The sequence below is a fragment of the Thermodesulfovibrio sp. 1176 genome (genome assembly GCF_029946585.1).
In the GTDB taxonomy this organism is placed as follows: domain Bacteria; phylum Nitrospirota; class Thermodesulfovibrionia; order Thermodesulfovibrionales; family Thermodesulfovibrionaceae; genus Thermodesulfovibrio.
Genome location: NZ_JARZRZ010000001.1, coordinates 509,700 through 520,893, shown reverse-complemented (window position 1 = coordinate 520,893; position 11,194 = coordinate 509,700). Strand labels below are relative to the sequence as shown.

The following is an 11,194-nucleotide window of genomic DNA, read 5'->3' as shown; positions in this document are numbered from 1 at the left end:
TATCAAGGATGCAAAACATCCAAAAATTCTTTATAAAATTTAAACTCCTGGGGAGGGATTCGAACCCCCGACCAAGTGGTTAACAGCCACCCGCTCTGCCGGCTGAGCTACCCAGGAATTATCTTAAAAATATCAAATTTTAAATGGTTCTGTCAAATTAGCCAGATTTTTTCTTTGACTCTTCTTTTTCAGGCTTTTTATAGTCTACAAACTCAAGTATAGCCATTGGCGCACTGTCTTTGATTCTAAACCCTGTTCTAACAACTCTGACATAACCACCATTTCGACCTACAAAGCGAGGAGCAATTTCTGTAAAAAGCTTTTTTATTAAATCCTTATCTGGTAAATAACTAAGTGCAAGTCTTCTTGAATGAAGGTCTCCTCTTTTAGCAAAAGTAACAAGGCTTTCAGCAAGTTCCTTAACAGCCTTTGCTTTAGCAACAGTAGTTTCAATTCTTTCATATTTAATAAGAGAGGCTAAAAGTCCTCTTAAAAGCGCCTTCCTTTGATTTGCTGTTCTTCCAAAATGTCTTCCTGCAACTCTATGCCTCATCCAGGTTACCCCCTCTGCACCTTTTCTTTCAATTTTTCAATTAATTCAGGATCTATTCTCATCCCTAATTTCAAACCTTGTCTTGTTAAAACCTCTTTTATCTCATCCAATGACCTTTTGCCAAAATTTTTAGTTTTAAGTAATTCATTCTCTGTTTTTTGTATTAATTCAACAATTAGATTTATACCAGCACTTTTGAGGCAGTTGTATGCCCTTACAGACAATTCAAGATCTTCGATAGGTTTCAAAACATTTTCATTCAGTTTATCATAGATTAAACCTTCTTCCATATTATCTTTTGAAACAACGGTTGACTCAATTTCTTCTTTTGTAGTTTCAGTAAAAATTAAGACTTCAAAATGTTTTATTAGTAAATTCGATGCTTCAGTAATGGCTTTTTCAGGAGTAATGCTTCCATCAGTCCATAATTCTAAAACCAATCTATCATAGTCTGTGAGCTCGCCCACTCGAGTTTTTTCAACTCTAAAGTTAACTTTTTTAACAGGACTAAAAATAGCATCTACTGTAATAGCATCTACGGGTAAATCTTCATCTTTTATCATTTCAGAAGGTATATAGCCTCTTCCTCTGCGAATATATAAATACATTTCAAAGTTTACATCTTGATCTAAAGAACAAATATATTGATCCTTATTTAAAACTTCATAGGTTCCATCTGTTACAATATCCTTGGCATATACATCAGCTGGACCTTTTATTTTAATTAATGCTACCTTTTTATCAGCATCCTCTGCAAAATATTTAAACCTGATTTTTTTTACATTCAAAACTATATCAATTACATCTTCCCTAACTCCCTGTATTGAACTTATTTCATGCAATACTCCATTTATCCTTATGGCATAAACTGCAGCACCTTCTATTGATGAAAGCAAAACTCTTCTTAGAGAATTTCCAATTGTTGTTCCATATCCTCTTTCAAGAGGCTCTATTATAAGCCTTCCATAGGTTTCAGAAAGAGTATCTCTATCAAATTCTACTTTCTTGGGCATCTGAAATACTTTATATAAATTCATTTAAATGCCTCCAATTTTTTAATATTACTTAGAATAAAACTCAACAATTAACTGCTCATGAACTGGTAATTGCATTTCTTCTCTTTCTGGAACTCTTACAAATTTACCTTTCATTTCCTCTATATTAACTTCTGTCCATACTGGAAAACCTCTTTGTTCTGCTAAGGCAAGATTTTCTTTAATTAATTCATGATTTTTAGCAGAATCCTTAACTTCAACAACATCACCCGGTCTAAGTAAGTATGATGGAACATCAACTTTTTTACCATTTACAAGGAAAAATCCGTGTCTCACTAATTGCCTTGCCTGTCTACGGTTGATAGCAAATCCCATTCTGTAAACTACATTGTCAAGCCTTCTTTCAAGAAGTTTAAGGAGATTTTCACCTGTTACACCTTTCATTTTTGTGGCTTTTTCAAAATAATTTTTAAACTGTTTTTCCATTATTCCATATATTCTCTTAACTTTCTGTTTTTCTCTTAGTTGCAATCCGTAATCAGAAAGCTTTGCTCTATTGTGACCATGTTGTCCAGGTGGATATTTTCTCCTTTCAAAGGCACATTTCTCAGTATAACATCTTGTTCCCTTTATGAATAATTTCATCCCCTCTCTTCTACAAAGTCTACAAAGTGAACCTGTATATCTTGCCATTTAAACCCTCCTTCTCTTTGGAGGTCTACACCCGTTATGTGGAACAGGTGTTACATCCTTAATCAAATTTATTTCTAATCCTGCTGCCTGCAATGCTCTTATAGCCGTTTCTCTTCCTGAGCCAGGTCCTTTTACAAATACATCTATCTGTTTCATACCCATTTCAGCCGCTCTTTTTGCAACTGTTTCTGCAGCTATTTGTGCCGCATAGGGAGTTCCCTTTCTTGAACCTTTGAAACCGCAGCTACCTGCTGAAGCCCAAGCAATAACATTTCCATTCGGATCTGTTATTGTTATAATTGTGTTATTAAAGCTTGTCTGCACATGAGCTATACCATGGGGAACATGTTTTTTTACTTTTTTTATACCTTTTCTTTTCTGTGCCATTAATTCTGTATAACCTCCTTAATTATTTTTTCTTTATCAATTTTCTTCTTGGTCCTTTGCGAGTCCTTGCATTTGTTTTTGTTCTCTGACCTCTTACTGGTAAATTTGCCTGGTGCCTTAATCCTCTGTAACAACCAATATCTGTTAATCTTTTTATACTCATTGAAATTTCTTTTCTTAATTCACCTTCAACCTTGTAATTTTTCTCTATCTCATTTCTAATTTTTACTATTTCTTCATCTGTAAGATCTTTTACTCTTTTGTCAGGATTTACTCCAGTATCTCTTAAAATTTTTTGAGATAGGCTTCTTCCAATACCAAAAATTCTTGTTAATCCTATCTCTACCCTCTCATTTTTAGGGATATCTACACCTGCTATTCTTGCCATATTAATCTCCTTCCTTAACCCTGTCTCTGTTTATGCTTAGGATTTTCACAAATAATTCTTACCACACCTTTTCTTTTTATAATTTTACATTTTGAACAAACTCTTTTAACTGATGCTCTTACTTTCAAATTACACCTCCTATTTAAATCTGTAAATTATTCTACCCTTTGTAAGATCATAGGGAGACATCTCAACAAGAACCTTATCTCCAGGCAAAATTTTTATAAAATGCATTCTCATTTTACCAGAAACATATGCAAGAATTACGTGACCATTGTCAAGTCTTACCCTAAACATTGCATTAGGTAAGGCTTCTTCTATGGTTCCTTGCATTTCTATGTGGTCTTCTTTCGGCATCTTAACTTGTTAATATATCTATTATTTCATATTTTAGTCAAGATTTCTGGCTCATCTTCAGTAATTGCAATAGTATGTTCATAGTGAGCAGACAGAGATCCATCCTTTGTTACTGCAGTCCATCCATCAGGAAGAATAACAACTTCATAGCTGCCTGCATTTACCATTGGTTCTATAGCTAATGTCATACCTCTTTTCAATTTAGGACCTGTTCCTTCTTTTCCAAAATTAGGAATTTGAGGTTCTTCATGTAAGGAACGTCCTATACCGTGTCCCACAAAAGCTCTCACAACTGAAAATCCCTTTGTTTCAACATGTCTCTGAATTGCATAGGAAATATCACCAACTCTTCTACCAGGTTTAGCTTTTTTTATTCCCTCGTATAATGCTTCTTCTGTTACTTTCATTAATTTTTTTGCCTCTTCTGAAATTTTGCCTACTGGATATGTATATGCTGCATCTCCATAAAATCCATCAAAAATTACACCAACATCTACACTGACAATATCACCTTCTTTAATAAAAAACTTATCAGAAGGAATTCCATGAACAACTTGTGAATTCACAGAAATACAAGCACTTGCAGGATATCCTTTGTATCCTTTAAATGCAGGGACTCCACCCATTTTTTCTATAAGATTTTCAATGAACAACTCTATATTTTTTGTTGATAATCCTTCTTTTATATAAAACTTTAGTTCTTCAAGTACTTTTGCTACAATTTGGCAGGATTTTCTTATCTTATTAATTTCCTCCAAATTTTTTATAATTATCACTAATTATTAATCCTTCCTGCCTTTAATTCTAATTTTTTTGAAGAATCCATCATAAGATCTACTTATCATATGGGTTTCTATCTGTGAAACTGTATCAAGGGCAACACCAACAGCAATCAATAATGATGTTCCACCAAAGTAAAAAGGAACTTTAAATTCTGCAATTAATATCTCTGGCAATACACAGACTGCGCTTAAATATAATGCGCCAATAAAAGTTAACCTTGATAAAACCCTATATATATATTCAGAGGTCTTCTGCCCAGGTCTTACTCCTGTGATAAAGCCTCCATTTTTTTGTAAATTTTCTGCTATTTCCACAGGATTATAAATTACTGCTGTGTAGAAATATGTAAAAAAGATTATTAATCCAACATAAAGAAAAATATACAATAGACCACCAGGAGCAAATTGTTTTGCTAATTCCTGTACCCAAGGTATGGCTATAAATCCGGCAATAGTAGCAGGGAACATCAAAACTGAAGAAGCAAATATTGGTGGGATAACACCGGCAGAATTAATCTTTAATGGTAAATAAGTTGTATAACCACCATACATTTTTCTACCTACTACTCTCTTTGCATACTGAATAGGAATTCTCCGCTGAGCTCTTTCAATAAATATTATTCCAGCAACAACAGCAACCATTACTACTAAAAGAATTAAAACGAAGAAGATTGATAATTCACCAGTTTTTATTAAATTATAGGTATAAAAAATAGCATTTGGAAATCTTGCTACTATTCCTGCAAATATTATTAAAGAAATTCCGTTACCTATACCTCTTTCAGTTATCTGTTCGCCTAACCACATAAGAAATGCAGTGCCTGCAGTAAGAGTAATCATAGTAACTATTCGAAAAGACCATCCAGGTTCTTGAATAAATTGTCCACCACCCATGCTTTCAAGTCCTATTGCTATACCAAATCCTTGAATTGCAGCAATTACAATTGTGGCATAACGGGTATATCTCATTATCTTTTTTCTGCCTTCTTCGCCTTCTTTTGCAATTTTAGCTAAAGAGGGGATAACAACAGTTAAAAGTTGAAAAATAATAGATGCACTTATGTAAGGCATTACTCCGAGAGCAAATATAGTAACCTTTGATAAGGCACCCCCGGTAAAAATATCAAAAAATCCCATAACAGCTCCGCCACGTTCCATTAGAAATTTACTTAGTTCTTCACCATCAATACCAGGTGTAGGGATATGAGCACCTATTCTGAATACAGCAAGCATAGCAAGAGTAAATAATACCCTTGCTCTTAATTCTGGTATTTTAAAAATATTTCTTAGGGCAGATACAAATCCCACTATAGAACCTCTACCTTACCACCCTTTGATTCAATTTTTTGGCGGGCTGATTTGCTGATAGCATGGATCTTTATATTAATTGATTTTTTTATATCTCCATTACCAAGAATTTTTACCCCATCTTTTATCTTTTTTATAATACCTTTTTCCAATAAAATCTCGGGAGTAATCACATCTACATCTTCTATTATTTTATTTAAATCTTCAAGATTTACAATTGAGTACTCCTTTTTAAATGGTGCATTAGTAAATCCTCTTTTAGGAACTCTTCTTTGCAGAGGCATCTGCCCACCTTCGAATCCTGGACCCTTTGCTCCTCCTGAACGAGCCTTTTGTCCTTTATGCCCCTTTGTAGAGGTTCTTCCATGTCCAGAGCCAAACCCTCTTCCTATTCTTTTTGGTTTCCTCTTGCTTCCCTCTGCTGGTTTTAATTCATGTATTTTCATGAAACCTTTTCCTCCTCCTGCTGAAGTTGATTTTCATCGGTTTGTTCAATTTCTGATGCCTTTGTTCTTAATTTTATAACTAAAGATGGATCTTTTAAGCTACGAAGAGCTCCAATTGTTGCATTCACTGAGTTAAAAGGATTATGACTACCGAGAACTTTTGCAACAACATCTTGAACACCAGCAACCTCGAAAACTGCTCTTGCAGGTCCTCCTGCGATAATACCTGTTCCTTTAGGTGCTGGATTAATTACTATTTTAGTAGCTCCATATTTAAATTCAACTCTATGAGGAATTGTGGTTTCATGGAGCGGAAAAGTTATTAAATTCTTTTTTGCTTTATCGATTGCCTTTCTTATGGCATCGGGGACCTCTGCAGCCTTTCCTTTTCCAAAGCCAACTATTCCAGCTTCATTACCTACAACAACCAAAGCACTAAAAGAAAATCTTCTACCACCTTTGACAACCTTAGCTACTCTATTTATAAATACTACCTTATCTTTTAAATTGAGATCCTCTGGATTGATCCTTTCTCCTTTCATTACTCCTCCCTAAAATTGAAGACCTTTTTCCCTTGCAGCATCTGCAAGAGCTTTAATACATCCATGATATTTATATCCTGCTCTGTCAAATACAACCTTTGTAATTCCTGCATTTAATGCTTTCTCTGCTATTAATTCTCCTACCTTTTTTGCAAATTCTTTATTACTCTTGTTACCTGTAAGTTCTTTAAATTCCTTGTCCAATGTGGAAGCAGAAACAAGGGTATAACCCTTTGTGTCATCTATAATTTGAGCATATATATGATTAAGGCTTTTATAAACACATAGCCTTGGTCTTTCTGATGTTCCATAAACTTTTTTTCTTATTCTCAGATGTCTTCTTTCTTTTAATTCTTTTTTGTCTCGCAAAGCCTTCCTCCTTATTTCTTTCCAGTCTTACCGGGTTTAAGTTTTAAAACTTCATCAGCAAATCTTATACCTTTACCCTTATAAGCATCTGGAGGCCTAATTGCTCTTATATTTGCAGCTACCTGTCCTAAAAGTTGTTTATCAATTCCCTGTAAAGTTATGGTCGTCTGTTTTTCATCAACTGTGGCTTTAATTCCTTCTGGTAATTTAAACTCTACTGGATGGGAATAGCCAACATTTAGTATTATCTTATCTCCGCTTACTTGAGCCCTGTATCCAACTCCATAAATCTGCAAAACTCTTGTAAATCCCTGTGAAACACCAGTGATCATATTGGCGATTAAACTTCTTGCAAGCCCATGTAGTGCTTTTTGCCTGTTATCATCGCTTCTTCTTGTAATTATAAGAGTTTTGCTATCAATATTTACTCCTATTCCATCTGGAAGAGCATAGGTTAATTGACCCTTTTGACTCTTTACCAATATTTGATTATTTTCCAATTTTACTTCAACCCCATCTGGAATTTGAATTGGCTTTCTACCTATTCTTGACATTCGTTCACCCCTTACCATACATAACATATAACTTCTCCGCCAACACCTTTTTGGCGGCATTCTTTATCTGTCATAACTCCATGGGAAGTGGTAAGAATTGCTATACCAAGTCCTCCCATTACATATGGAATATCTTCCTTGCTAACATAAACTCTTCTACCTGGTTTACTGATTCTTTTCAAATTAGAAATAAAAGAATCACCTTCTTGAGTATATTTTAAATTTATTCTTAATATTCCCTGTTTTTTATCTTTTATTATTTTATATGACTTGATAAACCCTTCTTCCTTAAGTATCTTAGCAATCTCAATTTTTAATCTTGAAGCAGGTATGTCCACTTTATCTGCTTTTACAGATATAGCATTTCTAATTCGAGTAAGCATATCTGAAATAACATCTGTCATCATACTGTCACCCCTTACCAGCTTGACTTTACCACTCCGGGAATTTTCCCAGAGTTAGCTAAAAATCTAAAACATATTCTACAGAGACCAAACTGCCTTAAATATCCTCTTGGACGACCGCATACCTTACAACGATTTCTAACACGAACCTTAAATTTTGGTGGATATTTTGACCTTTCTATTTTACTTTTTCTTGCCACAATCCCTCCTTATTTTCTATATGGCATTCCAAATTCTTTCAATAATTCTCTTGCTTCTTCATCTGTTTTGGCAGTTGTACATATTGTGATGTCCAATCCATGAATCATTTCAACTTTATCATAGTCAATCTCTGGGAATATAAACTGTTCTTTTATACCAAAGGAATAATTACCTCTACCATCAAAAGACTTTGAGGAAATACCTCTAAAATCTCTAATTCTTGGTAAAGCAATAGATATTAATCTATCAAGGAATTCATACATTCTTTCTCTTCTTAAAGTAACCTTACAACCTATCGGCATACCTTTTTTTAATTTGAATGCGGCAAGCGGTTTCTTTGCTTTAGTAATAAGAGGTTTTTGTCCTGTTATTTGTGCAAGCTCTTTTTCCGCAGCATCGAGTAACTTTATATTTTGAATTGCCTCTCCAAGCGTAACATGAACAATTATCTTTTCAAGTTTTGGAACCTCCATAATATTTTTATAGTTAAATTTCTTCATTAATGAAGGCACTATCTCTTTGTAATATTTTTCTTTTAAACGAGGAATATACTTCTTTTCTTTTGTTTCCGCACTCATTAATCAATAACCTCCTTGCACTTCTTGCAAACTCTTACTTTTCTTCCGTCTTCAAGTATATTTGCACCAATTCTTGTTGGTTTTTCGCATTTTGAACAAACTAACATAACTTTACATCTAGGAATGGGGCCCTCTTTCTCAATAATTCCACCCTGTGGATACTTTCTTGTAGGCCTTTGATGTTTTTTTATTATGTTGACACCTTCTACTATAATTTTGTCCTTTTTGGTTAATACTGCTATAACTCTACCCTTTTTGTCTTTGTCTTTACCAGACAATACAATGACATTATCACCTTTTTTAACACCTAAGCTCACTGCTATCCTCCATCTTATATGACTTCAGGTGCAAGGGATACAATTTTAGTAAACTCTTTCCATCTTAATTCCCTTGCAACAGGACCAAAAATTCTTGTACCGATTGGTTCAAGTTGATTATTAACTATTACAACAGCATTCTGATCAAATCTTATATATGAACCGTCTGATCTTCTTACGCTTCTTTTGAGTCTTACTATTACAGCTTTAGCTACAGACCCTTTTTTTATATTGCTGTCAGGTAATGCTTCTTTAACACTAACAATTATTACATCTCCTAAAGAGGCATATTTTCTATTAGAACCTCCCAAAACTCTGATACACTGAACTCTTTTAGCACCGGAATTATCAGCAACCTCAAGAATACTCCTTGGCTGTATCATTGTCCCTCACCCTCCTTAAGAATTCTCAAAACTTTCCATCTTTTAGTTTTGCTAATTGGTCTGCTTTCAATAATCTCTACCATGTCTCCAACTTGACATCTGTTCTCTTCATCATGGGCTTTATATTTCTTCCTTCTTCTAATTATTTTTTTATAATTGGGATCTTGGAAAACTCTCTCAACAGAAACAACAATAGTTTTATCCATTTTATCGCTTATAACAGTACCTTTTAAAATCTTCTTTGGCATTTCCTACTCCTTATACCTATTTCTTAATCTTCTCTCAGGATTTAACCTGAAATTTTTTCGTTTTTTCAGTTATTATGGTCAATATCCTTGCAATATCCTTCTTAACTGCATTGATTCTCTTAACGTTCTGCAATTCACCCTTAGCCAATTGAAATCTCAAATTAAAAAATTCTCTTCTTAAATCTCTTTCTTTCTTTTTCAATTCATCTATGGAAAAATTTCTTAATTCTTTTGCCTTCATACAAAACTCTCCTGCCTCTTTACAAATTTTGTTTTTATAGGAAGCTTATGAGAGGCCAATTCAAAGGCTTCTTTTGCTATTTCTTCTGATACTCCTGAGATTTCAAACATAATTCTTCCTGGTTTAACTACTGCAACCCAAAACTCTGGATTACCTTTTCCTTTTCCCATTCTTGTTTCAGCAGGCTTTCTTGTTATTGGTTTGTCTGGAAATATTCTAATCCAAAGCTTACATCCCTTTTTAGCATGTCTCATAATAGCTACTCTTGCAGCCTCTATTTGCCTTGAAGTTATCCATGCTGGCTCTAAAGCCTTTAAACCAAATTCACCAAAGGATACATAACTACCTCTATAGGCTATACCTTTCATTCTACCTTTTTGCATCTTACGGAATTTAACTTTTTTTGGCGCTAACATATCTTTTCCCTCACCATATTTTTAATAGTTGTAATTTACATATTGTCCAGGTTGAACTTCACCCTTAAATATCCAAACCTTAACACCAATAACACCATAAGTTGTTCTTGCTTCTGCAAACCCGTAATCTATATCTGCTCTAAAAGTACTTAATGGAACTCTTCCTTCTCTGTACCATTCAGTTCTCGCAATTTCAGCACCTGCTAATCTTCCAGCACAAGAAACTCTTATACCTTTTGCTCCAAAACGTAAAGCAGAAGAAACAGCTCTTTTCATAGCTCTACGATAGGCAACTCTTTTTTCTATCTGAAGAGCTATATTCTCTGCTACAAGCTGTGCATCCAGTTCTGGTCTTCTTACTTCCTTTATCTCAATATTTACTTGTTTGCCTGTTTTTTCTTCAATTTCTTTCTTTAATTTTTCTACTTCTGCACCCTTTTTACCTATAATAATACCGGGACGTGCTGAGAATACTATTATCTTAATTTTTTCTCCTACCCTTTCAATCTCAATCCTTGAAATTCCAGCGTGAAACAATTTCTCTTTTAACATCTTTCTAAGATTGAGATCTTCAATTAGACGATCAGAATACCCTTTTTTAGTAAACCATCTGCTTTCCCATGTTCTAATGATGCCCAATCTGTTACCTATGGGATTTGTTTTTTGACCCAACTGAACACCTCCGGTTTAATTTTCCTCTGTATCAACATATATTGTTATATGGGAAGTTTTTTTCTTTATAATATTAGCTCTTCCCATAGCTCTTTCTTCTATTCTTTTCATCATCGGACCCTGATCAACAAAAGCTTTGACTATTTTTAGGTTATCAATGTCTACTCTCGGATTTTTTTGTTCAGCATTTGCTAAGGCTGAACGTAAAACTTTTTCTATGATACGAGCACCTCTGTGAGGCATATATTTAAGAATTAACAATGCTTCTGCAGCTTTTTTGCCTCTGATTACATTTATAACTTTCCTTGCTTTAGTTGGAGTTATACGAGCATATTTTAATATTGCCCTTGCTTGCATATT

The 11,194-nt window shown here is 34.1% G+C and carries 23 protein-coding genes and 1 tRNA gene; all 24 read right to left on the bottom strand.

What is annotated here, in order from left to right:
* Positions 1–44: 44 nt before the first annotated feature.
* Positions 45–117, bottom strand: a tRNA-Asn gene (locus tag QI155_RS02865).
* Between the two features lie 40 nt (positions 118–157).
* Complete coding sequence (rplQ, locus tag QI155_RS02860) at positions 158–553, bottom strand: 50S ribosomal protein L17 (protein WP_068860893.1); 396 nt, start codon at positions 551–553, stop codon at positions 158–160.
* A 5-nt stretch (positions 554–558) separates the two neighbouring features.
* Positions 559–1,590: a DNA-directed RNA polymerase subunit alpha gene (locus tag QI155_RS02855; protein ID WP_068860894.1), complete on the bottom strand. Its 1,032-nt coding sequence runs from the start codon at positions 1,588–1,590 to the stop codon at positions 559–561.
* A 24-nt stretch (positions 1,591–1,614) separates the two neighbouring features.
* A complete protein-coding gene (gene rpsD / locus QI155_RS02850; RefSeq protein WP_068860896.1) occupies positions 1,615–2,241 on the bottom strand; it encodes a 30S ribosomal protein S4 in 627 nt (208 codons plus the stop codon).
* Positions 2,242–2,628 (bottom strand): 30S ribosomal protein S11, encoded by a 387-nt coding sequence (rpsK, locus tag QI155_RS02845; RefSeq protein ID WP_068860899.1) that lies wholly within the window; start codon positions 2,626–2,628, stop codon positions 2,242–2,244. It lies immediately after the preceding gene.
* 22 nt (positions 2,629–2,650) lie between these two features.
* Complete coding sequence (gene rpsM / locus QI155_RS02840) at positions 2,651–3,016, bottom strand: 30S ribosomal protein S13 (protein ID WP_068860901.1); 366 nt, start codon at positions 3,014–3,016, stop codon at positions 2,651–2,653.
* 14 nt (positions 3,017–3,030) lie between these two features.
* Positions 3,031–3,144 carry a 50S ribosomal protein L36 gene (gene rpmJ, locus QI155_RS02835; protein ID WP_068860903.1) on the bottom strand — a complete coding sequence of 38 codons (114 nt, stop codon included), beginning with the start codon at positions 3,142–3,144 and terminating at the stop codon, positions 3,031–3,033.
* Positions 3,145–3,154: 10 nt separating this feature from the next.
* Positions 3,155–3,373, bottom strand: coding sequence for a translation initiation factor IF-1 (gene infA / locus QI155_RS02830; protein ID WP_068860905.1), 219 nt, complete (start codon positions 3,371–3,373; stop codon positions 3,155–3,157).
* 26 nt (positions 3,374–3,399) lie between these two features.
* Positions 3,400–4,149 (bottom strand): type I methionyl aminopeptidase, encoded by a 750-nt coding sequence (gene map, locus QI155_RS02825; RefSeq protein WP_068860907.1) that lies wholly within the window; start codon positions 4,147–4,149, stop codon positions 3,400–3,402.
* Between the two features lie 6 nt (positions 4,150–4,155).
* Positions 4,156–5,463 carry a preprotein translocase subunit SecY gene (gene secY / locus QI155_RS02820; RefSeq protein ID WP_348650815.1) on the bottom strand — a complete coding sequence of 436 codons (1,308 nt, stop codon included), beginning with the start codon at positions 5,461–5,463 and terminating at the stop codon, positions 4,156–4,158.
* Positions 5,463–5,909 (bottom strand): 50S ribosomal protein L15, encoded by a 447-nt coding sequence (gene rplO, locus QI155_RS02815; RefSeq protein ID WP_281321046.1) that lies wholly within the window; start codon positions 5,907–5,909, stop codon positions 5,463–5,465. Before rplO ends, secY begins: the two co-directional genes overlap by 1 nt.
* Entirely contained in the window at positions 5,906–6,451 is a 546-nt protein-coding gene (gene rpsE / locus QI155_RS02810; RefSeq protein WP_281321045.1) for a 30S ribosomal protein S5, read from the bottom strand. The genes rplO and rpsE overlap by 4 nt, the downstream gene beginning before the upstream one ends.
* Positions 6,452–6,460: 9 nt before the next feature.
* On the bottom strand, positions 6,461–6,820 hold the full coding sequence (gene rplR, locus QI155_RS02805) for a 50S ribosomal protein L18 (protein WP_281321044.1): 360 nt from the start codon (positions 6,818–6,820) through the stop codon (positions 6,461–6,463).
* An 11-nt stretch (positions 6,821–6,831) separates the two neighbouring features.
* A complete protein-coding gene (gene rplF / locus QI155_RS02800; RefSeq protein WP_348650824.1) occupies positions 6,832–7,374 on the bottom strand; it encodes a 50S ribosomal protein L6 in 543 nt (180 codons plus the stop codon).
* An 11-nt stretch (positions 7,375–7,385) separates the two neighbouring features.
* The gene (rpsH, locus tag QI155_RS02795) at positions 7,386–7,781 is read right to left on the bottom strand and encodes a 30S ribosomal protein S8 (protein ID WP_281321042.1); all 396 of its coding nucleotides are present in this window, start codon (positions 7,779–7,781) and stop codon (positions 7,386–7,388) included.
* An 11-nt stretch (positions 7,782–7,792) separates the two neighbouring features.
* Positions 7,793–7,978, bottom strand: a complete 186-nt coding sequence (locus QI155_RS02790) for a type Z 30S ribosomal protein S14 (RefSeq protein ID WP_068860920.1) — start codon at positions 7,976–7,978, stop codon at positions 7,793–7,795.
* A gap of 9 nt (positions 7,979–7,987) precedes the next feature.
* Positions 7,988–8,527, bottom strand: coding sequence for a 50S ribosomal protein L5 (rplE, locus tag QI155_RS02785; protein ID WP_281321138.1), 540 nt, complete (start codon positions 8,525–8,527; stop codon positions 7,988–7,990).
* 29 nt (positions 8,528–8,556) lie between these two features.
* A complete protein-coding gene (rplX, locus tag QI155_RS02780; protein WP_348650823.1) occupies positions 8,557–8,880 on the bottom strand; it encodes a 50S ribosomal protein L24 in 324 nt (107 codons plus the stop codon).
* Between the two features lie 8 nt (positions 8,881–8,888).
* Entirely contained in the window at positions 8,889–9,257 is a 369-nt protein-coding gene (rplN, locus tag QI155_RS02775) for a 50S ribosomal protein L14 (protein WP_281321040.1), read from the bottom strand.
* A complete protein-coding gene (gene rpsQ / locus QI155_RS02770) occupies positions 9,254–9,505 on the bottom strand; it encodes a 30S ribosomal protein S17 (RefSeq protein ID WP_281321039.1) in 252 nt (83 codons plus the stop codon). Before rpsQ ends, rplN begins: the two co-directional genes overlap by 4 nt.
* Before the next feature lie 34 nt (positions 9,506–9,539).
* A complete protein-coding gene (rpmC, locus tag QI155_RS02765) occupies positions 9,540–9,746 on the bottom strand; it encodes a 50S ribosomal protein L29 (protein ID WP_281321038.1) in 207 nt (68 codons plus the stop codon).
* Positions 9,743–10,162, bottom strand: a complete 420-nt coding sequence (rplP, locus tag QI155_RS02760) for a 50S ribosomal protein L16 (RefSeq protein WP_068860931.1) — start codon at positions 10,160–10,162, stop codon at positions 9,743–9,745. Before rplP ends, rpmC begins: the two co-directional genes overlap by 4 nt.
* A gap of 21 nt (positions 10,163–10,183) precedes the next feature.
* On the bottom strand, positions 10,184–10,834 hold the full coding sequence (rpsC, locus tag QI155_RS02755; RefSeq protein ID WP_281321037.1) for a 30S ribosomal protein S3: 651 nt from the start codon (positions 10,832–10,834) through the stop codon (positions 10,184–10,186).
* 15 nt (positions 10,835–10,849) lie between these two features.
* On the bottom strand, positions 10,850–11,191 hold the full coding sequence (rplV, locus tag QI155_RS02750; RefSeq protein WP_281321036.1) for a 50S ribosomal protein L22: 342 nt from the start codon (positions 11,189–11,191) through the stop codon (positions 10,850–10,852).
* Positions 11,192–11,194 lie beyond the last annotated feature (3 nt).

Excerpts from the sequence above, each read along its gene's own strand:
- rplQ (WP_068860893.1), bottom strand. The coding sequence starts at position 553 with ATGAGGCATAGAGTTGCAGGAAGACATTTTGGAAGAACAGCAAATCAA.
- QI155_RS02855 (WP_068860894.1), bottom strand. The coding sequence starts at position 1,590 with ATGAATTTATATAAAGTATTTCAGATGCCCAAGAAAGTAGAATTTGAT.
- rpsD (WP_068860896.1), bottom strand. The coding sequence starts at position 2,241 with ATGGCAAGATATACAGGTTCACTTTGTAGACTTTGTAGAAGAGAGGGG.
- rpsK (WP_068860899.1), bottom strand. The coding sequence starts at position 2,628 with ATGGCACAGAAAAGAAAAGGTATAAAAAAAGTAAAAAAACATGTTCCC.
- rpsM (WP_068860901.1), bottom strand. The coding sequence starts at position 3,016 with ATGGCAAGAATAGCAGGTGTAGATATCCCTAAAAATGAGAGGGTAGAG.
- infA (WP_068860905.1), bottom strand. The coding sequence starts at position 3,373 with ATGCCGAAAGAAGACCACATAGAAATGCAAGGAACCATAGAAGAAGCC.
- rplO (WP_281321046.1), bottom strand. The coding sequence starts at position 5,909 with ATGAAAATACATGAATTAAAACCAGCAGAGGGAAGCAAGAGGAAACCA.
- rpsE (WP_281321045.1), bottom strand. The coding sequence starts at position 6,451 with ATGAAAGGAGAAAGGATCAATCCAGAGGATCTCAATTTAAAAGATAAG.
- rplF (WP_348650824.1), bottom strand. The coding sequence starts at position 7,374 with ATGTCAAGAATAGGTAGAAAGCCAATTCAAATTCCAGATGGGGTTGAA.
- rpsH (WP_281321042.1), bottom strand. The coding sequence starts at position 7,781 with ATGATGACAGATGTTATTTCAGATATGCTTACTCGAATTAGAAATGCT.
- rplN (WP_281321040.1), bottom strand. The coding sequence starts at position 9,257 with ATGATACAGCCAAGGAGTATTCTTGAGGTTGCTGATAATTCCGGTGCT.
- rpsQ (WP_281321039.1), bottom strand. The coding sequence starts at position 9,505 with ATGCCAAAGAAGATTTTAAAAGGTACTGTTATAAGCGATAAAATGGAT.
- rpmC (WP_281321038.1), bottom strand. The coding sequence starts at position 9,746 with ATGAAGGCAAAAGAATTAAGAAATTTTTCCATAGATGAATTGAAAAAG.
- rplP (WP_068860931.1), bottom strand. The coding sequence starts at position 10,162 with ATGTTAGCGCCAAAAAAAGTTAAATTCCGTAAGATGCAAAAAGGTAGA.
- rplV (WP_281321036.1), bottom strand. The coding sequence starts at position 11,191 with ATGCAAGCAAGGGCAATATTAAAATATGCTCGTATAACTCCAACTAAA.